Annotated in this window: 15 protein-coding genes and 4 tRNA genes; 18 read left to right on the forward strand and 1 reads right to left on the reverse strand. The window is 65.1% G+C overall.

Annotation, left to right across the window (positions count from 1 at the left end; genetic code table 11):
- Nucleotides 1–92 precede the first annotated feature (92 nt).
- The 8 genes from ppsA (at nt 93) to RA210_RS10280 (ending at nt 8,135) form a co-directional block, all read left to right on the forward strand.
- Nucleotides 93–2,459 carry a phosphoenolpyruvate synthase gene (gene ppsA, locus RA210_RS10245; RefSeq protein WP_136488951.1) on the forward strand — a complete coding sequence of 789 codons (2,367 nt, stop codon included), beginning with the start codon at nt 93–95 and terminating at the stop codon, nt 2,457–2,459.
- Nucleotides 2,460–2,530: 71 nt separating this feature from the next.
- A complete protein-coding gene (locus tag RA210_RS10250; protein ID WP_201486374.1) occupies nt 2,531–3,514 on the forward strand; it encodes an alpha/beta fold hydrolase in 984 nt (327 codons plus the stop codon).
- Nucleotides 3,515–3,693: 179 nt separating this feature from the next.
- On the forward strand, nt 3,694–4,179 hold the full coding sequence (gene rraA / locus RA210_RS10255) for a ribonuclease E activity regulator RraA (RefSeq protein WP_136488949.1): 486 nt from the start codon (nt 3,694–3,696) through the stop codon (nt 4,177–4,179).
- Nucleotides 4,180–4,241: 62 nt separating this feature from the next.
- A complete protein-coding gene (locus RA210_RS10260; RefSeq protein ID WP_136488948.1) occupies nt 4,242–5,240 on the forward strand; it encodes a zinc transporter ZntB in 999 nt (332 codons plus the stop codon).
- Between the two features lie 54 nt (nt 5,241–5,294).
- Nucleotides 5,295–5,543, forward strand: coding sequence for a CrfX protein (locus RA210_RS10265; RefSeq protein WP_136488947.1), 249 nt, complete (start codon nt 5,295–5,297; stop codon nt 5,541–5,543).
- Between the two features lie 3 nt (nt 5,544–5,546).
- Nucleotides 5,547–6,371 (forward strand): mechanosensitive ion channel family protein, encoded by an 825-nt coding sequence (locus RA210_RS10270; RefSeq protein ID WP_136488946.1) that lies wholly within the window; start codon nt 5,547–5,549, stop codon nt 6,369–6,371.
- Nucleotides 6,372–6,472: 101 nt separating this feature from the next.
- Nucleotides 6,473–7,063: an RNA polymerase sigma factor SigX gene (gene sigX / locus RA210_RS10275; RefSeq protein WP_136488945.1), complete on the forward strand. Its 591-nt coding sequence runs from the start codon at nt 6,473–6,475 to the stop codon at nt 7,061–7,063.
- Nucleotides 7,064–7,166: 103 nt separating this feature from the next.
- Nucleotides 7,167–8,135: an OmpA family protein gene (locus tag RA210_RS10280; protein WP_136488944.1), complete on the forward strand. Its 969-nt coding sequence runs from the start codon at nt 7,167–7,169 to the stop codon at nt 8,133–8,135.
- A 106-nt stretch (nt 8,136–8,241) separates the two neighbouring features.
- On the opposite strand, the gene folD is transcribed toward RA210_RS10280, so the two are convergent.
- The gene (gene folD / locus RA210_RS10285) at nt 8,242–9,096 is read right to left on the reverse strand and encodes a bifunctional methylenetetrahydrofolate dehydrogenase/methenyltetrahydrofolate cyclohydrolase FolD (protein ID WP_201486375.1); all 855 of its coding nucleotides are present in this window, start codon (nt 9,094–9,096) and stop codon (nt 8,242–8,244) included.
- Between the two features lie 285 nt (nt 9,097–9,381).
- On the opposite strand from folD, the gene RA210_RS10290 reads away from it, so the two are divergent.
- The 10 genes from RA210_RS10290 (at nt 9,382) to RA210_RS10335 (ending at nt 18,396) form a co-directional block, all read left to right on the forward strand.
- Nucleotides 9,382–9,458: transfer RNA gene (locus tag RA210_RS10290), tRNA-Arg, on the forward strand.
- A gap of 30 nt (nt 9,459–9,488) precedes the next feature.
- Nucleotides 9,489–9,564 (forward strand) — tRNA-His (locus RA210_RS10295).
- A gap of 51 nt (nt 9,565–9,615) precedes the next feature.
- Nucleotides 9,616–9,700: transfer RNA gene (locus tag RA210_RS10300), tRNA-Leu, on the forward strand.
- A 208-nt stretch (nt 9,701–9,908) separates the two neighbouring features.
- Nucleotides 9,909–11,219 (forward strand): trigger factor, encoded by a 1,311-nt coding sequence (tig, locus tag RA210_RS10305; protein WP_168772477.1) that lies wholly within the window; start codon nt 9,909–9,911, stop codon nt 11,217–11,219.
- Between the two features lie 88 nt (nt 11,220–11,307).
- Nucleotides 11,308–11,946: an ATP-dependent Clp endopeptidase proteolytic subunit ClpP gene (clpP, locus tag RA210_RS10310; RefSeq protein WP_136488941.1), complete on the forward strand. Its 639-nt coding sequence runs from the start codon at nt 11,308–11,310 to the stop codon at nt 11,944–11,946.
- Nucleotides 11,947–12,054: 108 nt separating this feature from the next.
- Nucleotides 12,055–13,335: an ATP-dependent Clp protease ATP-binding subunit ClpX gene (gene clpX, locus RA210_RS10315; RefSeq protein WP_201486376.1), complete on the forward strand. Its 1,281-nt coding sequence runs from the start codon at nt 12,055–12,057 to the stop codon at nt 13,333–13,335.
- Between the two features lie 140 nt (nt 13,336–13,475).
- On the forward strand, nt 13,476–15,872 hold the full coding sequence (gene lon, locus RA210_RS10320) for an endopeptidase La (protein WP_136488939.1): 2,397 nt from the start codon (nt 13,476–13,478) through the stop codon (nt 15,870–15,872).
- Nucleotides 15,873–16,016: 144 nt separating this feature from the next.
- Entirely contained in the window at nt 16,017–16,289 is a 273-nt protein-coding gene (gene hupB / locus RA210_RS10325; protein ID WP_090215941.1) for a nucleoid-associated protein HU-beta, read from the forward strand.
- A gap of 50 nt (nt 16,290–16,339) precedes the next feature.
- Nucleotides 16,340–16,416 (forward strand) — tRNA-Asp (locus RA210_RS10330).
- Between the two features lie 105 nt (nt 16,417–16,521).
- Nucleotides 16,522–18,396, forward strand: coding sequence for a SurA N-terminal domain-containing protein (locus RA210_RS10335; protein ID WP_201486377.1), 1,875 nt, complete (start codon nt 16,522–16,524; stop codon nt 18,394–18,396).
- The last annotated feature ends 66 nt before the right edge of the window (nt 18,397–18,462 follow it).

The following is an 18,462-nucleotide window of genomic DNA, read 5'->3' on the forward strand; positions in this document are numbered from 1 at the left end:
GCGGCATTGTCACTTATTTTCCGGGGCTCGGCCACAAGCAGGGCCCGACCAGAATGCGGTTTGCGCATACACCACATAGGGGAGAGGTCACCTTGGTAGAGTACGTAGTTTCCCTCGATAAGCTCGGCGTCCACGATGTAGAGCACGTAGGGGGCAAGAATGCCTCGCTGGGCGAGATGATCAGCAACCTCGCCGGCGCGGGCGTTTCCGTACCTGGCGGTTTCGCCACCACGGCCCAGGCCTACCGCGACTTCCTCGAGCAGAGCGGCCTCAACGAACGCATCCATGCCGCGCTCGACGCGCTGGACGTGGACGACGTCAACGCCCTGGCCAAGACCGGTGCGCAGATCCGCCAGTGGGTGATGGACGCCGAGTTCCCCGCCCAGCTGGATGCCGACATCCGCAAGGCCTTCGCCGAGATGGCCGCCGGCAACGACAACATGGCCGTGGCCGTGCGCTCCTCCGCCACCGCCGAGGACCTGCCGGACGCCTCCTTCGCCGGCCAGCAGGAAACCTTCCTCAACATCCGCGGCGTCGACAACGTGATCCGCGCCGCCAAGGAAGTGTTCGCCTCCCTGTTCAACGACCGCGCCATCGCCTACCGCGTGCACCAGGGCTTCGACCACAAGCTGGTCGCCCTGTCCGCCGGCGTGCAGCGCATGGTGCGCTCGGAGACCGGCACCGCCGGGGTGATGTTCACCCTCGACACCGAATCCGGCTTCCGCGACGTGGTGTTCATCACCGGCGCCTACGGCCTCGGCGAGACCGTGGTGCAGGGCGCGGTGAACCCCGACGAGTTCTACGTGCACAAGCCGACCCTCGAGGCCGGCCGTCCCGCCATCCTGCGCCGCAACCTGGGCAGCAAGGCGATCAAGATGGTCTACGGCGACGAAGCCAAGGCCGGCCGTTCGGTCAAGGTGGTCGACGTCGACCGCGCCGACCGCGCGCGCTTCGCCCTCACCGACGCCGAGGTCACCGAGCTGGCCAAGCAGGCGCTGATCATCGAGAAGCACTACGGCCGCCCGATGGACATCGAGTGGGCGAAGGACGGCGACGACGGCAAGCTGTACATCGTCCAGGCCCGTCCGGAAACCGTGAAGAGCCGCGCCAACAACGTGATGGAGCGCTACCTGCTCAAGGAGAAGGGCAAGGTGCTGGTCGAAGGCCGCGCCATCGGTCAGCGCATCGGTTCCGGCAAGGTGGTGGTGATCCACGACATCGCCGAGATGGACAAGGTGCAGCCGGGCGACGTGCTGGTTTCCGACATGACCGACCCGGACTGGGAGCCGATCATGAAGCGCGCCAGCGCCATCGTCACCAACCGCGGCGGACGCACCTGCCACGCGGCGATCATCGCCCGCGAGCTGGGCATCCCGGCGGTGGTCGGCTGCGGCAACGCCACCAGCGTGCTGAAGGACGGCCAGGAAGTGACCGTGTCCTGCGCCGAAGGCGACACCGGCCTGATCTACGAGGGCGCGCTGGGCTTCGACATCCGCCAGAACTCGGTGGACGCCATGCCCGAGCTGCCGTTCAAGATCATGATGAACGTCGGCAACCCGGACCGCGCCTTCGACTTCGCCCAGCTGCCCAACGCCGGTGTCGGCCTGGCGCGTCTGGAGTTCATCATCAACCGCATGATCGGCGTGCACCCCAAGGCGCTGCTCAACTTCGCCAGCCTGCCGGCGGAGATCAAGGACAGCGTCGAGAAGCGCATCGCCGGCTACGACGATCCGGTCGGCTTCTACGTCGAGAAGCTGGTCGAGGGCATCAGCACCCTGGCCGCGGCCTTCTGGCCGAAGAAGGTCATCGTGCGCATGTCCGACTTCAAGTCCAACGAGTACGCCAACCTGATCGGCGGCAAGCTCTACGAGCCGGAAGAAGAGAACCCGATGCTCGGCTTCCGCGGCGCCTCGCGCTACATCAGCGAGAGCTTCCGCGACTGCTTCGAGCTCGAGTGCCGGGCGATGAAGAAGGTCCGCAACGAGATGGGCCTGACCAACGTCGAGATCATGATCCCGTTCGTGCGCACCGTCGGCGAGGCTTCGCAGGTCATCGACCTGCTCGCCAGCCACGGTCTCAAGCGTGGCGAAAACGGCCTGCGCGTGATCATGATGTGCGAGCTGCCGTCCAACGCGCTGCTGGCCGAGGAGTTCCTTGAGCACTTCGACGGCTTCTCCATCGGCTCCAACGACCTGACCCAGCTGACCCTGGGCCTGGACCGCGACTCCGGCATCATCGCCCACCTGTTCGACGAGCGGAATCCGGCAGTGAAGAAACTGCTGTCCAGCGCCATCCAGGCCTGCCGCAAGGCCGACAAGTACATCGGCATCTGCGGCCAGGGCCCGTCCGACCACCCGGATCTGGCCAAGTGGCTGATGGAGCAGGGCATCGACAGCGTGTCGCTGAACCCGGACTCGGTGCTCGATACCTGGTTCTTCCTCGCCGAAGGCCAGGCCTGAGCAAGGTCCTGAAGCGGTAGGAAAAGGGCGGGGCAATCCCGCCCTTTTCGTGCGTACAGAAAAAGAATGGCATGCAGAGCAGCAGCAAACTCTTTCCCGTCGCCCTGGTCAGCGCCGAGCTGCGTGGCGACCTCACCGAAGACGTCTATCTCCTCAAGCCCGGCAACAGCCCCGACGGCTCTGTCGCGCTGGCGCTGACCCGTCTCGGTCACGCGGCCGCCGCGCGGCGCGGTGAGCCACTGGTGCTGCTGCATGGCGCCTTCGCCAACCGACGCTGCTGGTACACGGCCCATGGCCATGGCCTGGGCGCCTGGCTGGCGCGGGCCGGCTTCGACGTCTGGCTGGCGGAAATGCGCGGCCACGGTCTGTCGCCGCGCAATCGCCTGTATCGGAGCAACCGCGTGGCGGATTACGCGCGCTTCGATCTGCCGGCCATCGCCGCTTTCGTCGACGAGCAGTGCGCGCAACCGGCGCACTGGCTGGGCCACTCGCTGGGCGGCCTGAGCATCGCCGCCGCCCTGGCCGGTGCGCACCTGGCGGCGATGCGGGTGGCCTCGCTGGTGTTGCTGGGTTGCCAGATCCGTCACCTGCACTGGTCGCTCAAGCTGCCGCCGCTGAGCTGGGGGGCGCGCCTGTGGCTGCGCCGCCGCGAACAGGTGGGCGGTGGCTGGCTTGGCCTCGGTCCCGAGGACGAGCCGGCCGGCATCGCCTGCGACGCCCTGCGCTGGTACGGTCCGTTCGGTCGCTTCGCCGACGGGCGCCAGGACTGGGTGGCAGCGCTGGCTGCAGTGGAGGTACCGGTGCTGGCGCTGGCCGGGGCGGGCGATCACACCGATCCGGCACAGGCCTGCCGGCAGTTGCTCGAGTGCTTCGGCTCCTCGCGGCGCGCCTACCTGCGCCTGGGGCGGGCCGAAGGTTTCGCCGAGGACTATGGGCATGCCGGGCTGCTGGCAGGGCGCCATGCCGCGCGCGAGATCTGGCCGCTGCTCGAGCACTGGCTGCGTCACCGGCAGCTGCCGCAGACGATGGGCGAGGAATCCCATACGTTTGCCTAGTTCCCTGCTGGCGCCGTTGTGGCTAGGATCGTCGGCAGGAATGGTGCTGTGTCCGGGCAGGCGAGGTTGTGCTGGCCAGGGCTTGTGCCATCAATGCTGTCTGTTCGCCGCTGCCGCGGTTGCCGCCGCTCCATGATGGCAGTCGCAGTGGCGTCGATCTCTAACGCAAGGAACCTGACATGCAATACGTGACCCCCGATCTGTGCGATGCCTACCCCTACGTCGACGTGGTCGAACCGATGTTCAGCAACTTCGGCGGCCGTGATTCCTTCGGTGGCCAGATCGTCACCATCAAGTGCTTCGAGGACAACTCGCTGGTCAAGGAGCAGGTCGAGCAGGATGGTCGCGGCAAGGTGCTGGTGGTCGACGGCGGCGGCTCGCTGCGTCGCGCCCTGCTCGGCGACATGCTGGCCGAGAAGGCGGCGAAGAACGGCTGGGAAGGCATCGTGGTGTACGGCTGCATCCGTGATGTCGACGTGATCGCACAGACCGATCTCGGCGTGCAGGCGCTGGCCGCCCACCCGATGAAGACCGAGAAGCGCGGCATCGGCGACCTCAACGTCGAGGTCACCTTCGGTGGCGTCACCTTCACCCCGGGCCACTACATCTACGCCGACAACAACGGCATCATCGTGTCCCACGAAGAGCTGAAGATGCCCGAATAAGCGGGCAGGGCTCCGCCAGCCCGGGCTGACCCGGCCTGGCGGCTGCAGCCGCTGGAGAGACGATGCAGTCCTTCGAGGGTGACGACGAGCGCGGGCTGGTCTACGGCTTCGTGCTGGACGGCGAGGGCGGTGCGCAGCGGATCCGTCGCAACGAGCTGACGGTGCTCGATCTGCGCCCCCAGGAAAGCCTCTGGCTGCACTGGGATCGCAGCGTGCCTGCGGCGCAGCGCTGGCTGCGCGCGTCCGGCGGCCTCGGCGAATTCGCCTGCGACCTGCTGCTGGAAGAGGCGACGCGCCCGCGCCTGGTGCTGCTGGGGGGGGAGCGCCTGCTGCTGTTCCTGCGCGGGGTCAATCTCAATCCCGGTGCTGCGCCGGAAGACATGGTGGCGCTGCGCATCTATGCCGATGCCCGCCAGGTGATCTCCCTGCGCATGCGGCCGGTCAAGGCGGCTGGCGCGTTGTGCGACGCCTTCGAGCGCAGCGACGGGCCGAAGACGGCCTCGGAGGCCATGCTGTTTCTCGCCCATGCGCTGACCGACGGGGTGGATGTGCTGGTCGCGGGCATCGCCGAGCAGCTCGACGAACTCGAGGAAACCCTCGAGCAGAACGAGAAGGGGGTGCCCGACCGTCATCTGCTGCTGGCCCTGCGGCGGCGGGCTGCCAGCCTGCGCCGTTACCTGGCGCCGCAGCGCGAGATCTATGCCCAGCTGGCGCGCAACCCGCTGTCCTGGTTCGCGGACAGCGATACCGCCTACTGGAACGAGCTGCACAACCGCTTGACCCGCCACCTCGAGGAACTCGAGCTGGTGCGCGAACGGGTCAGCCTGCTGCAGGAGGCCGAGCATCGGCGGGTGACCGAGCGGATGAACCGCACCATGTATCTGCTCGGCATCATCACCGGCTTCTTCATGCCGATGACCTTCGTCACTGGCCTGCTCGGCATCAACGTCGGCGGGGTGCCCGGCGCCGAGCATCCCTACGGCTTCCTGCTGGTCTGCCTGCTGATGGCTGGCATCGCCCTGTTCCAGGGCTGGCTGTTTCGCCGCATGCGCTGGCTCTGATGTGACCCGGCTCACGCCTGTGACGTCTTGTGCTGAGACACCGTGGAGGTCGGTATGCACGATCCCTTCGAAGAATCACTGCGCGACCTGCTGCGTGGCGCTCCGGCCGAGTCGGCCGACAGCGCCCGGCTGGATCGCGTGCTCAAGGCCGCCAACCGCCAGGTCGGTGCGGGCGACCTGTTCAAGCTGCTGGGGCACTGGTTCGAGGCACTGATGATCGGCCTCGAGAGTGGCACGGTCCGCAAGGTGCCGGCGACCCGGCGACTGCATCCTGCCGCGCGTGCGGCGCATAAGGCTGAGTGACGCATGGAATTCGATATCTGGACCCAGAGTCTGCTGAGTGCGATGAGCACCCTGTGGAGCAAGCTGGCGGGCTTCATCCCCAATCTGCTCGGCGCGCTGGTGGTGGTGCTGCTCGGCTTCATCGTTGCCAAGCTGCTCGACACCCTGTTCTCCAAGCTGCTGGCCAAGCTCGGTCTCGACCGCCTGATGGCAGGCGCGGGGCTGACCAAGCTGCTGGCCCGCGGCGGCATCCAGGCCGCGGTGTCGACCCTGGTCGGCAAGGTGGTCTACTGGTTCGTGCTGCTGGTGTTCCTCGTCTCGGCCGCCGAGTCGCTGGGGTTGCAGCGGGTCTCGGCGACCCTCGACCTGTTCGCCCTCTACCTGCCCAAGGTGTTCGGCGCCGCCATGGTGCTGCTGGCTGGCGTGCTGCTGGCTCAGCTGGCCGGGCGTCTGGTGCGCGGCGCCGCCGACGGCGTGGGGCTCGAGTACGGCGGCAGCCTGGGGCGTCTGGCCCAGGGGTTGGTGATCATCATCAGCATCTCGGTGGCCATCGGTCAGCTCGAGGTGAAGACCGATCTGCTCAACCTGGTCATCGCCATCGTGCTGTCGGCGGTCGCCCTGGCCCTGGCCCTGGCCCTGGGCTTGGGCAGCCGCGAGGTGGTCGGACAGATCATCGCCGGGATCTACCTGCGCGAACTCTACGAGGTGGGGCAGCGGATCCGCGTCGGCGACGTCGAAGGCGTGATCGAGGAGATCGGCACGGTCAAGACCATCCTGCATACCGGCGATGGCGAGCTGGTCACGCTGTGCAACCGGCTGCTGCTGTCGCGGCGGGTCGTCAGTCGCTGAGGCGCGGCGGTGCCGGCCCTTTTCTGCTAAATTAGGCGACCATCCCGGCAGATCTGTCTCGTGCAGGCTGCCTTTTCCGAATCGCGGCCGGTCTGCCTCGCTTGAACAAGCCCCACTCCCTGTCTCCGCGCTACGACCCGCACCAGCTCACCGACGAGGAGCTGGTGCAGCGGGCGCATGGCGAGCTGTTCCACGTCACCCGTGCCTACGAGGAGCTGATGCGCCGCTACCAGCGCACTCTGTTCAATGTCTGTGCGCGCTACCTGGGCAACGAGCGGGATGCCGACGATGTCTGCCAGGAGGTCATGCTGAAGGTTCTCTACGGCCTGAAGAACTTCGAGGGCAAGTCGAAGTTCAAGACCTGGCTGTACAGCATCACCTACAACGAGTGCATCACCCAGTACCGCAAGGAGCGCCGCAAGCGCCGCCTGCTGGATGCGCTCAGTCTCGATCCTCAGGAGGAGGCCTCCGAGGAGCGTGCGCCGAAGGCCGAGGAGCGGGGTGGGCTGGACCGCTGGCTGGTGCATGTCAATCCGATCGACCGGGAAATCCTGGTGCTGCGCTTCGTCGCCGAGCTGGAGTTCCAGGAAATCGCCGACATCATGCACATGGGGCTGAGTGCCACCAAGATGCGCTACAAGCGGGCGCTGGATCGTCTGCGCGAGAAATTTGCCGATCCTGCCGCAGAGTGATTGTCGCGAGAAATTTCGACTGGATTGATGTCGTGCTAAACTTTTCGCTTGGCTGCCTGTCGAAATCATGCAGCTATAATTTTTCCTGCTGGGGATTTAACGGATGAAACTGAAAAACACCTTGAGCGTAGTCATCGGCTCCCTGATTGCCGCTTCTTCCATTGGCGCAATGGCCCAGGGCCAGGGCGCGGTAGAAGTGGACGCGTTCGCCAAGTACTACGAGCCCGATACTCAGACCGGCCTTGATGAGGGTGCGCTCTACGGTGCCGGTATCGGTTACTTCCTGACCGACGATGTCTCCCTGAACCTGTCGCATGGCGTCTACGATGGTGTGGGCGCGGTTAGCGGCAGCAAGAACATCGAAGGCGAGCTGACTTCTCTCGATGCGGCCTACCACTTCGGTACCCCGGGTGTGGGTCTGCGCCCCTACGTTTCCGCCGGTGCTGCCCACCAGAGCATCGGTCAGCCGGATCGCAGCGGTCGTGACACCAGCACCTTCGCCAACCTCGGCGCTGGTGTGAAGTACTACTTCACCGAGAACCTGTTCGCCAAGGCCGGTGTCGACGGCATGCACAACATCGATCAGGGCAATTCCGAGTGGATGGCCGGCGTCGGCGTCGGCATGAACTTCGGTGGCGGCTCCGCCCCGGCACCGGCTCCGGTCGCTGCCGCTCCGGTGGCTGAAGAGCCGGCCCCGGTCGCCGAACCGGTTCCGGAAGTGGTGCGTGTCGAGCTGGATGTGAAGTTCGACTTCGACAAGGCCAAGGTCAAGCCGGAAAGCTATGCCGACATCCAGAACCTGGCCGACTTCATGAACCAGTACCCGCAGACCTCCACCACCGTGGAAGGTCACACCGACTCCGTGGGTACCGACGCCTACAACCAGAAGCTGTCCGAGCGTCGCGCCGCTGCCGTGCGCGAGGTGCTGGTCAACCAGTATGGCGTGTCCTCCTCTCGCGTGAGCTCCGTGGGTTACGGCGAGTCCCGTCCGGTGGCTGACAACGCCACCGATGCCGGTCGCGCCATCAACCGTCGCGTGGAAGCGGAAGTGGAAGCGCAGGTCCAGCAGTAATCCCTGCGGACCGCTCATGAAAAAACCCGGCCTTGGCCGGGTTTTTTCTTTTCCGGGATGTGTGGCGCGAGGCATGCGTCCCGGCGCCACGCACGCGCGGCGCGGCTCAGTCGTGCAGTTGCTCCGCGGCGTAGAGGGTGTTCTCCAGCAGGCAGGCGCGGGTCATCGGTCCCACGCCGCCCGGCACGGGGGTGATCCAGCTGGCGCGGGCAGCGGCGGCCTCGAAGTCGACGTCGCCGACCAGGCGGCCATCGGCCAGGCGGTTGATGCCGACATCGATGACGATGGCTCCTTCCTTGATCCACTCGCCCTTGACCAGGCCCGGCTTGCCGACAGCGACCACCACGATGTCCGCCTGGCGCACATGGCTGGCGAGGTCGCGAGTGAAACGGTGGGTCACGGTAGTGGTGCAGCCGGCCAGCAGCAGCTCGAGAGCCATCGGACGGCCGACGATGTTGGAGGCGCCGACGACCACTGCGTGCTGGCCGTGCAGGTCGACGCCGGTGCTCTTCAGCAGGGTCATGATGCCTTTCGGCGTGCACGGCTGCAGCACGGGCATGCGCTGGGCCAGGCGGCCGATGTTGAACGGATGGAAGCCGTCGACGTCCTTGTCCGGGTGGATGCGTTCGAGCAGCTGGGACGCATCGAGATGGCGCGGCAGCGGCAGCTGGACCAGGATGCCATCGACCGCCGGGTCTGCGTTCAGCGTGTCGATCAGCTGCAGCAGGTCCTCCTGCGAGGTGCTGGCATCCAGATCATAGGCGCGGGAGATGAAGCCTACTTCCTCGCAGTCCTTGCGCTTGTGGGCGACGTACACCTGGGAGGCCGGGTCGCTGCCGACCAGGATGACGGCCAGTCCCGGGATGCGCAGGTCTTGCTGGCGGCGCTCGGCTACGCGCTGGGCGATCTGTTGGCGGAGGCGGGCGGCGATGGCTTTGCCGTCGATCAGTTGTGCGGTCATGACGCTGGGAGAACCGTGAGAGTCAGTGAAGAAGGTGGAGTATTCTCGCACGCGGCGGCGGTCGGGCAAAGGCAGCTGGTGTGCCAAACCCGTCGGGTGGAGCTATGTGTTTGAAAATTTTCAAAAAAACCGTTGACGACAGGTGGCGGTCTCTATAACATGTGCCTCGCTTAACAAGCACAGCCCCTCAGCAAAACAAAGCTGGTGGCTGGTCCGGTGGTGAGACACCTCGAGGAGAATCGCAGGATTTTCTTCGGATCCGGCTAGAGGGTTGCCGCCACAAACGCGCCCGTAGCTCAGCTGGATAGAGCATCCGCCTTCTAAGCGGATGGTCGCAGGTTCGAGTCCTGCCGGGCGCGCCAGTCGGTGCTTGATGTAAGTGATGCAATATGGTGGGCGTAGCTCAGTTGGTAGAGCACAGGATTGTGGCTCCTGGTGTCGTGGGTTCGATTCCCATCGTCCACCCCATATTCCGAATCGCCAGGCCTAGCCTGGCGTTTTCGTTTCTGCTCCCGTCGCGCGGACGTGGTGAAATTGGTAGACACGCTGGATTTAGGTTCCAGTGCCGCAAGGTGTGCGAGTTCGAGTCTCGCCGTCCGCACCATCTCTCGTCAGGATGTCTGCTCTTTCGATGGTTCCGTTCCGTGGCTGGCAGTCCTTCTGCAGCGCGGTCGGCATTCCTCCACCTGACGCTTTTGCCCTGTGCCTTTTCTGTCGGCCACCGGGTGACTTCTGCGAAATCACCTAATAGAATGCATGCCCTATTTATGGGGCCGGTAGGGCCGGCTTTGTCTGTGCAACGAGGATTATCCATGCAAGTTTCTGTTGAAGCCACCTCCGCTCTCGAGCGTCGCATGACCGTTGGTGTGCCTGCCGAGCGCATCGAGACCGAAGTCAACAAGCGTCTGCAGCAGACCGCCCGTCGCGCCAAGATTCCTGGCTTCCGTCCCGGCAAGGTGCCGATGAGCATCATCCGCCAGCGCTACGAGGACTCCGCCCGCCAGGAAGCGCTGGGCGACCTGATCCAGGCCACCTTCTATGAGGCCGTGGTGCAGGAGAAGCTGAATCCGGCAGGTGCGCCGTCCGTCGAGCCCAAGGTCTTCGAAAAAGGCCAGGCGCTGGAGTACGTCGCCACCTTCGAAGTGTTCCCCGAGTTCCAGGCCGCCGGCTTCGAGTCCATCGCCGTCGAGCGTCTGCAGGCGGAAGTGGGCGATGCCGATGTCGACAACATGCTCGAGATCCTGCGCAAGCAGAACACCCGCTTCGAGGCGGTCGAGCGCGAAGCGCAGAATGGCGACCAGCTGAACATCGATTTCGTCGGCAAGGTCGACGGCGAAGTGTTCGCCGGCGGCAGCGCCAAGGGCACCCTGCTGGTGCTGGGCTCCGGTCGCATGATTCCGGGCTTCGAGGATGGCCTGGTCGGCGCCAAGGCCGGTGAAGAGCGCGTGCTGAACGTGACCTTCCCCGAGGACTACCAGAACCTCGACCTGGCTGGCAAGGCCGCCGAGTTCTCCGTGACCGTCAACGCGGTCGCCGAGCCGAAGCTGCCTGAGCTGAACGAGGAGTTCTTCGCCCTGTTCGGCGTCAAGGAAGGTGGCGTCGACGGCTTCCGTGCCGAGGTGCGCAAGAACATGGAGCGCGAACTGCGTCAGGCCATCAAGTCCAAGGTCAAGAACCAGGTGATGGAGGGGCTGCTGGCCGTCAATCCGGTCGAGGTGCCGAAGGCGCTGATCGGCAACGAAGTGAACCGTCTGCGTGTGCAGGCCGTCCAGCAGTTCGGTGGCAGCATCGATCCGCAGCAGCTGCCGGCAGAGCTCTTCGAGGAGCAGGCCAAGCGTCGTGTCGCTCTGGGGCTGATCGTCGCCGAGGTGGTCAAGCAGTTCGAGATCAAGCCGGACGAGGCTCGTGTCCGTGAGCTGATCGAGGAAATGGCGTCCGCCTATCAGGAGCCGGAGCAGGTGGTGGCCTGGTACTACAAGAACGCCCAGCAGCTGGACGAGGTCCGCTCGGTTGTTCTGGAAGAACAAGTCGTGGATACTGTCCTGCAAAAGGCCAATGTCACTGACAAGCAGGTCTCCTACGAGGAAGCGGTCAAGCCGGCGGAAGCTCCGAAGGCCGAATAAAGACCTCTGCAATTGTTAGAGTCCTACATAAGCCAGCCTCGCGCTGGCTTATGTGTCTATGGACATATCTGATAGGGAGTGACCGGGAATGTTCCGCAATTCATTTGATACGCAGCTCGACGTGCAGGCCGCTGGCGGCCTGGTGCCCATGGTGATCGAGCAGTCGGCCCGTGGCGAGCGCGCCTACGACATCTACTCGCGCCTCCTGAAGGAGCGAGTGATCTTCCTGGTCGGTCCGGTCGAGGACTACATGGCCAACCTGGTGGTGGCCCAACTGCTGTTCCTCGAGGCGGAGAACCCGGACAAGGACATCCACCTGTACATCAACTCGCCGGGCGGCTCGGTGACCGCCGGCATGTCGATCTACGACACCATGCAGTTCATCAAGCCGGACGTGTCGACCATCTGCATCGGTCAGGCCTGCAGCATGGGCGCACTGCTGCTGGCCGGCGGTGCCGCCGGCAAGCGCTACTGCCTGCCGCATTCGCGGATGATGATCCACCAGCCGCTGGGCGGCTTCCAGGGCCAGGCCTCGGACATCGAGATCCATGCCCGCGAGATTCTCACCATCCGCGAGCGTCTCAACCGCATCCTGGCGGCGCATACCGGCCAGCCGATCGACGTGATCGCCCGCGATACCGATCGCGACAACTTCATGAGCGGCGAGGAAGCGGTCAACTACCGCCTGATCGACCAGGTGCTGAGCAAGCGCCAGCTGCCCGTCTGATTCCCGCCACCTGTCTCCGGCCGGGGTGTTACCGGCCATGTCGCGGGCTTGAAAAAGCCCGCGATTGTCTTCATCTTGTGTTCATGCCTACCGGATTGGATTGATCGAATGACTGACACCCGCAACGGCGAGGACACCGGCAAACTGCTTTACTGTTCCTTCTGCGGCAAGAGCCAGCACGAAGTACGCAAGCTCATTGCCGGTCCCTCGGTCTTCATCTGCGACGAGTGCGTCGACCTGTGCAACGACATCATCCGCGAGGAGGTGCAGGAAGCCCAGGCCGATAGCAACGCCAACAAGTTGCCGGCGCCCAAGGAAATCAGCACCATCCTCGACCAGTACGTGATCGGTCAGGAGCGCGCCAAGAAGGTGCTGGCGGTTGCGGTGTACAACCACTACAAGCGTCTCAGCCAGCGCGAGAAGAAGGACGACGTCGAGCTGGGCAAGAGCAACATCCTGCTGATCGGTCCCACCGGCTCGGGCAAGACCCTGCTCGCCGAGACCCTGGCCCGGCTGCTCAACGTGCCCTTCACCATCGCCGACGCCACCACCCTGACCGAGGCTGGCTACGTCGGCGAGGACGTGGAAAACATCATCCAGAAGCTGCTGCAGAAGTGCGACTACGATGTGGAGAAGGCCCAGATGGGCATCGTCTACATCGACGAGATCGACAAGATCTCGCGCAAGTCGGACAACCCGTCGATCACCCGCGACGTGTCGGGCGAGGGCGTGCAGCAGGCGCTGCTCAAGCTGATCGAGGGCACCGTGGCCTCGGTGCCGCCGCAGGGCGGCCGCAAGCACCCGCAGCAGGAGTTCCTGCAGGTCGACACCCGCAACATCCTGTTCATCTGCGGTGGCGCCTTCGCCGGCCTGGAGAAGGTCATCCAGAATCGCTCGACCAAGGGCGGCATCGGCTTCAATGCCGAGGTGCGCAGCAAGGAGGCCGGCAAGAAGGTCGGCGAGTCCCTGCGCGAGGTGGAGCCTGACGATCTGGTCAAGTTCGGCCTGATCCCCGAGTTCGTCGGTCGCCTGCCGGTGATCGCCACCCTCGAGGAGCTCGACGAGGCGGCGCTGATGCAGATCCTCACCGAGCCGAAGAATGCGCTGACCAAGCAGTACGCGCGGCTGTTCGAGATGGAAGGCGTCGAACTGGAGTTCCGCAGCGACGCCCTGCATGCGGTGGCGCGCAAGGCACTGGAGCGCAAGACCGGCGCCCGTGGCTTGCGTTCGATCCTCGAGGGTATCCTGCTCGACACCATGTACGAGATTCCCTCGGCCAAGGACGTCAGCAAGGTGGTCATCGACGAGAGCGTCATCGAGGGCAGCTCCAAGCCGTTGCTGATCTATCAGAGCAGCGAGCAACCCGCCAAGGCTGCGCCCGAGGCGTAAGCTACTCCAGAGGGGCCTGCGGGCCCCTTTGTTGTTTCTGTGCGCCGCCAAAGCTTGTTTTTTCCCGCCTGCCCCCCCATCTTGAAGCCATGTCCAACGCCCGTGAGTCTCTGCAGTCGGGCCTAGCAAGAGTTGAAAGCATGAACACGATCATCGAGTTGCCCCTTTTGCCGTTGCGCGATGTGGTGGTCTATCCGCACATGGTCATCCCGCTTTTCGTCGGTCGCGAAAAGTCCATCGAGGCGCTCGAGGCGGCCATGAGCGCCGACAAGCAGATCCTGCTGCTGGCGCAGAAGAATCCGGCGGACGACGATCCGGCCCCGGAAGCCCTGTATCGCATGGGCACCCTGGCCAGCGTGCTGCAACTGCTCAAGTTGCCCGACGGCACGGTCAAGGTGCTGGTCGAAGGTGGCCAGCGCGGAGCGGTCGAGCGCTTCATCGATGCCGGCAGCCACGCCCGCGCCGAGGTCAGCCTGGTCGAGGAGGGCAGCGTGCCGGCACGCGAGGCGGAAGTGTTCTGCCGCAGCCTGCTGAGCCAGTTCGAGCAGTACGTGCAGCTGGGCAAGAAGGTGCCGGCCGAAGTGCTCGGCTCGCTGACCGGCATCGACGATCCGGCGCGTCTGGTCGACACCATGGCCGCGCACATGGCGCTGCGCATCGAGCAGAAGCAGGAGATCCTCGAGCTCACCGACCTGACGGCCCGCATCGAGCACGTGCTCGGTCTGCTGGATGCCGAGATCGACCTGCTGCAGGTGGAGAAGCGCATCCGCGGCCGGGTCAAGAAGCAGATGGAGCGCAGCCAGCGCGAGTACTACCTCAACGAGCAGATGAAGGCGATCCAGAAGGAACTCGGCGAGGGCGAGGAGGGCCACAGCGAGGTCGACGAGCTGAAGAAGCGCATCGACAACGCCGGCATGACCAAGGAAGCGCTGCAGAAGGCCAATGCCGAGCTGAACAAGCTCAAGCAGATGTCGCCGATGTCGGCCGAGGCCACCGTGGTGCGCTCCTACATCGAGTGGCTGACCAACGTGCCGTGGCAGGCCGAGAGCAAGGTGCGCCTCGATCTCAAGCGCGCCGAGGAGATCCTCGATGCCGACCACTACGGCCTGGAGGAGGTCAAGGAGCGCATCCTCGAGTTCCTCGCCGTGCAGAAGCGGGTGAAGAAACTGAAGGGGCCGGTGCTCTGCCTGGTCGGCCCGCCGGGGGTGGGCAAGACTTCGCTGGCCGAGTCGATCGCCCGCGCGACCAACCGCAAGTACGTGCGCATGGCCCTCGGCGGCGTGCGTGACGAGGCCGAGATCCGCGGCCACCGCCGCACCTACATCGGCTCGATGCCGGGCCGGCTGATCCAGAAGATGACCAAGGTCGGCGTGCGCAATCCGCTGTTCCTGCTCGACGAGATCGACAAGCTGGGCAGCGACATGCGCGGCGATCCGGCCTCGGCGCTGCTCGAGGTGCTCGATCCTGAGCAGAACCACAACTTCAACGACCATTACCTGGAGGTCGACTACGACCTTTCCAACGTGATGTTCCTGTGCACCGCCAACTCGATGAACATCCCGGCGCCGCTGCTCGACCGCATGGAGGTGATCCGCCTGCCGGGCTACACCGAGGCGGAGAAGATCAACATCGCCACCAAGTACCTGGTACCCAAGCAGGCCGCCGCCAACGGCCTGAAGAAGAGCGAGCTGAGCGTCGAGGAGGACGCCCTGCGCGACATCATCCGCTTCTATACCCGCGAGGCCGGGGTGCGCAACCTGGAGCGCGAGATCGCCAAGGTCTGCCGCAAGGTGGTCAAGGAGCATGCCCGCGAGAAGAGCGTCCGCGTCACCGTGACTCCCGATGACCTGGAGCACTACCTGGGTGTCAAGAAGTTCCGTTTCGGCAAGGCCGAGCTGCAGGATCAGGTCGGCCAGGTGACCGGTCTGGCCTGGACCCAGGTGGGCGGCGAACTGCTGACCATCGAGGCGGCCGTGGTCCCCGGCAAGGGTCAGCTGATCAAGACCGGCTCGCTGGGCGACGTGATGGGTGAGTCGATCACTGCCGCGCTGACCGTGGTGCGCAGCCGCGCCAAGAGCCTGGGTATCGCCCCGGACTTCCACGAGAAGCGCGACATCCACATCCACGTGCCGGAAGGCGCCACGCCCAAGGACGGTCCGAGTGCCGGCATCGGCATGTGTACCGCGCTGGTGTCCGCCGTGACCGGCATCCCGGTGCGCGCCGACGTGGCCATGACCGGGGAGATCACCCTGCGCGGCCAGGTGCTGGCCATCGGCGGTCTCAAGGAGAAACTGCTGGCGGCTCATCGCGGTGGCATTACTACCGTGATCATTCCTGAAGAGAACGTGCGCGATCTGAAGGAGATTCCGGAGAACATCAAGGCTGACCTGCAGATCAAGCCGGTCAAATGGATTGACGAAGTCCTGCAGATTGCGCTGCAATACAAGCCTGAGCCCTTGTCTGACGCGGCTCCCGAGCGGGTAGGGGCGGATGACAAGCGTGAAGCTGAAGCCAAGGAGCGAATCAGCACCCACTAGTCATTGGGCTTCCTTGACACTCTTTTCGGGCGCTTGATATAAAGCGCCTCCTCGCATGTCGGCAAGCTTAACGGCACACCTGATAATTGCTGCAACCAGTCAAGATACGAACTACGAACTCAACAGGAATCAAGGGGACTTAGAGTGAACAAGTCGGAACTGATCGATGCCATTGCCGCATCTGCTGATATCCCGAAAGCTGTTGCCGGTCGCGCGCTGGATGCCGTGATCGACTCCATCACCGGTGCCCTGAAGGAAGGTGACTCCGTCGTGCTGGTAGGCTTCGGCACCTTCGCCGTCAAGGAGCGCGCCGCGCGTACCGGCCGCAACCCGCAGACCGGCAAGCCGATCGAGATCGAAGCGGCCAAGATCCCCGGCTTCAAGGCTGGCAAGGCCCTCAAGGATGCGGTGAACTGAGCGTCTTCCGGGTTTGAGTTTTTCCGGACCGCATTGGCTGGTCCGGCTGCGGAGCGGTAGTTCAGTCGGTTAGAATACCGGCCTGTCACGCCGGGGGTCGCGGGTTCGAGTCCCGTCCGCTCCGCCATCTATCGAGAAGGCGCATCCTCGGATGCGCCTTTCTTTTATTTCTCCGCCATAGACCCACGCCGGAGCCTGCCAGGGCGGGGGCCGGCCGCGTTTGGGGGGCTGCATGCTTCAGAATATCAGGGACAATTCGCAGGGCTGGATCGCCAAGACCATCATCGGCGTGATCATCGTGCTCATGGCGCTGACCGGCTTCGACGCGATCATGAACGCCACCAGCAACAAGCAGGATGCCGCCGAGGTCAACGGCGAGAGCGTCAGCCTCAACGAGCTGAATCGGGCGATGGACATGCAGCGCCGGCAGCTGGCCCAGCAGCTGGGCGAGCAGTTCGATGCCTCCCTGCTCGACGAGAAGCTCCTGCGCGAGGGCGCGCTGAAGGCGCTGATCGACCGAACCCTGCTGCTGCAGGGTGTCCGCGATGCCGGCTTCGGCTTCTCCCAGCAGGCGCTCGATCAGTTGATCCTGCTCACTCCCGAGTTCCAGGTGGACGGCAAGTTCAGTCCCGATCGCTTCGATCAGGTGATTCGCCAGATGGGCTACGACCGCCTGCAGTTCCGTCAGCTGCTGGAGGAGGAGATGCTCATCGGCCAGCTGCGCGCCGGCCTCGCCGGCAGCGGCTTCGTCACCGACCAGGAGGTGCGCGCCTTCGCCGCCCTCGAGCGGCAGACTCGCGACTTCGCCACGCTGGCGATCAAGGCGCACCCTGAGCAGGTCGAGGTATCCGCCGACGAGGTCAAGGCCTACTACGACGAGCATGCCAGCGAGTTCATGACTCCCGAGCAGGTGCAGGTCGAGTATGTCGAGCTGAAGAAGGACGCCTTCTTCGATCAGGTCGAGGTGGCCGATGCCGATGTCCAGGCCGCCTACGAGAAGGAAATCGCCAATCTCGGCGAGCAGCGCAAGGCCTCGCACATCCTGCTGGAAGCCGGCGGCCAGATGAGCGACGAGCAGGCCAAGGCCAAGCTCGAGGAGCTCAAGGCCCGCATCGACAAGGGCGAGGACTTCGCTGCCCTGGCCAGGGAGTTCTCTCAGGATCCGGGCTCGGCCGGCAACGGCGGCGATCTGGGCTTTGCCGGCAAGGGGGTCTACGACAAGGCCTTCGAGGATGCCCTGTTCTCCCTCCAGAAGGGCCAGGTATCGGCGCCGGTGAAGAGCGAGTTCGGCTGGCACCTGATCCGTCTGGATGACGTGCAGGCCGCCGAGGTGCCGAGCCTGGACAGCCTGCGTCCGCAACTGGTGCGCGAACTCAAGGCGCAGCAGGTCGAGCAGCGTTTCGTCGAGGCCAGCAAGCAGCTGGAGGACGCCGCGTTCGAGGCGGCCGACCTGGTCCAGCCGGCCCAGGAGCTGGGCCTCGAGGTCAAGCAGGCCGCTCCGTTCGGCCGCGAGGGTGGCGAGGGTATCGCTGCCAATCGCCAGGTGGTGCAGGCCGCCTTCAGCCCCGAGGTGCTCACCGAGGGCGCCAACAGCAGCGCTCTCGAGCTGGATCCGGATACCGTGGTGGTCCTGCGCGTCAAGGAGCACCGCAAGTCCGAGCAGCAGCCGCTGGAGCAACTGGCCGACAAGCTGGGTGAGAGGATCCGCAGCGAGCGGGCGGCCGCCGCGGCGCAGGCTCGCGGCGAAGCGCTGCTGGCCGAGCTGCGCGCCGGCAAGACGCCGGTGGTGCAGGCCGAGTCCGGCGAGGCCTGGCAAGTGAGCGAGGCGGCCACCCGCAGCCAGGAGGGCGTCGATCCGCAGGTGCTGCAGGCGCTGTTCCGCCTGCCGCGCCCGCAGGCGGCCGACAAGCCGAGCTTCGCCGGTCTGTCGCTGGCCAACGGCGACTATCTGGTGCTGCGCCTCAACGGGGTGAGCGCCGCCGAGGCCGAGCTGTCGGCCGAGGAGCTGGCCATGTATCGCCGCTTCCTCGCCTCGCGCAGTGGCCAGCAGGACTTCCTGGCCTTCCAGCGCCAGCTGCAGACCGAGGCGAAGATCGAGCGTTTCTGATCGGTCACGCGTCCAGGTGATACCCGCAACGCCTCCGCAAGGGGGCGTTGTGCATTCCGGGATGGA

Origin of the sequence: Pseudomonas sp. OF001 (genome assembly GCF_904426495.1) — a bacterium.
Lineage (GTDB): Bacteria > Pseudomonadota > Gammaproteobacteria > Pseudomonadales > Pseudomonadaceae > Geopseudomonas.

What these genes read in the sequence shown, in the direction of transcription:
- RA210_RS10335 (WP_201486377.1), top strand. Translation starts at nt 16,522, where the DNA reads ATGCTTCAGAATATCAGGGACAATTCGCAGGGCTGGATCGCCAAGACC.
- RA210_RS10280 (WP_136488944.1), top strand. Translation starts at nt 7,167, where the DNA reads ATGAAACTGAAAAACACCTTGAGCGTAGTCATCGGCTCCCTGATTGCC.
- RA210_RS10250 (WP_201486374.1), top strand. Translation starts at nt 2,531, where the DNA reads ATGCAGAGCAGCAGCAAACTCTTTCCCGTCGCCCTGGTCAGCGCCGAG.
- lon (WP_136488939.1), top strand. Translation starts at nt 13,476, where the DNA reads ATGAACACGATCATCGAGTTGCCCCTTTTGCCGTTGCGCGATGTGGTG.
- folD (WP_201486375.1), bottom strand. Translation starts at nt 9,096, where the DNA reads ATGACCGCACAACTGATCGACGGCAAAGCCATCGCCGCCCGCCTCCGC.
- clpX (WP_201486376.1), top strand. Translation starts at nt 12,055, where the DNA reads ATGACTGACACCCGCAACGGCGAGGACACCGGCAAACTGCTTTACTGT.
- RA210_RS10270 (WP_136488946.1), top strand. Translation starts at nt 5,547, where the DNA reads ATGGAATTCGATATCTGGACCCAGAGTCTGCTGAGTGCGATGAGCACC.
- rraA (WP_136488949.1), top strand. Translation starts at nt 3,694, where the DNA reads ATGCAATACGTGACCCCCGATCTGTGCGATGCCTACCCCTACGTCGAC.
- clpP (WP_136488941.1), top strand. Translation starts at nt 11,308, where the DNA reads ATGTTCCGCAATTCATTTGATACGCAGCTCGACGTGCAGGCCGCTGGC.
- RA210_RS10265 (WP_136488947.1), top strand. Translation starts at nt 5,295, where the DNA reads ATGCACGATCCCTTCGAAGAATCACTGCGCGACCTGCTGCGTGGCGCT.
- RA210_RS10260 (WP_136488948.1), top strand. Translation starts at nt 4,242, where the DNA reads ATGCAGTCCTTCGAGGGTGACGACGAGCGCGGGCTGGTCTACGGCTTC.
- tig (WP_168772477.1), top strand. Translation starts at nt 9,909, where the DNA reads ATGCAAGTTTCTGTTGAAGCCACCTCCGCTCTCGAGCGTCGCATGACC.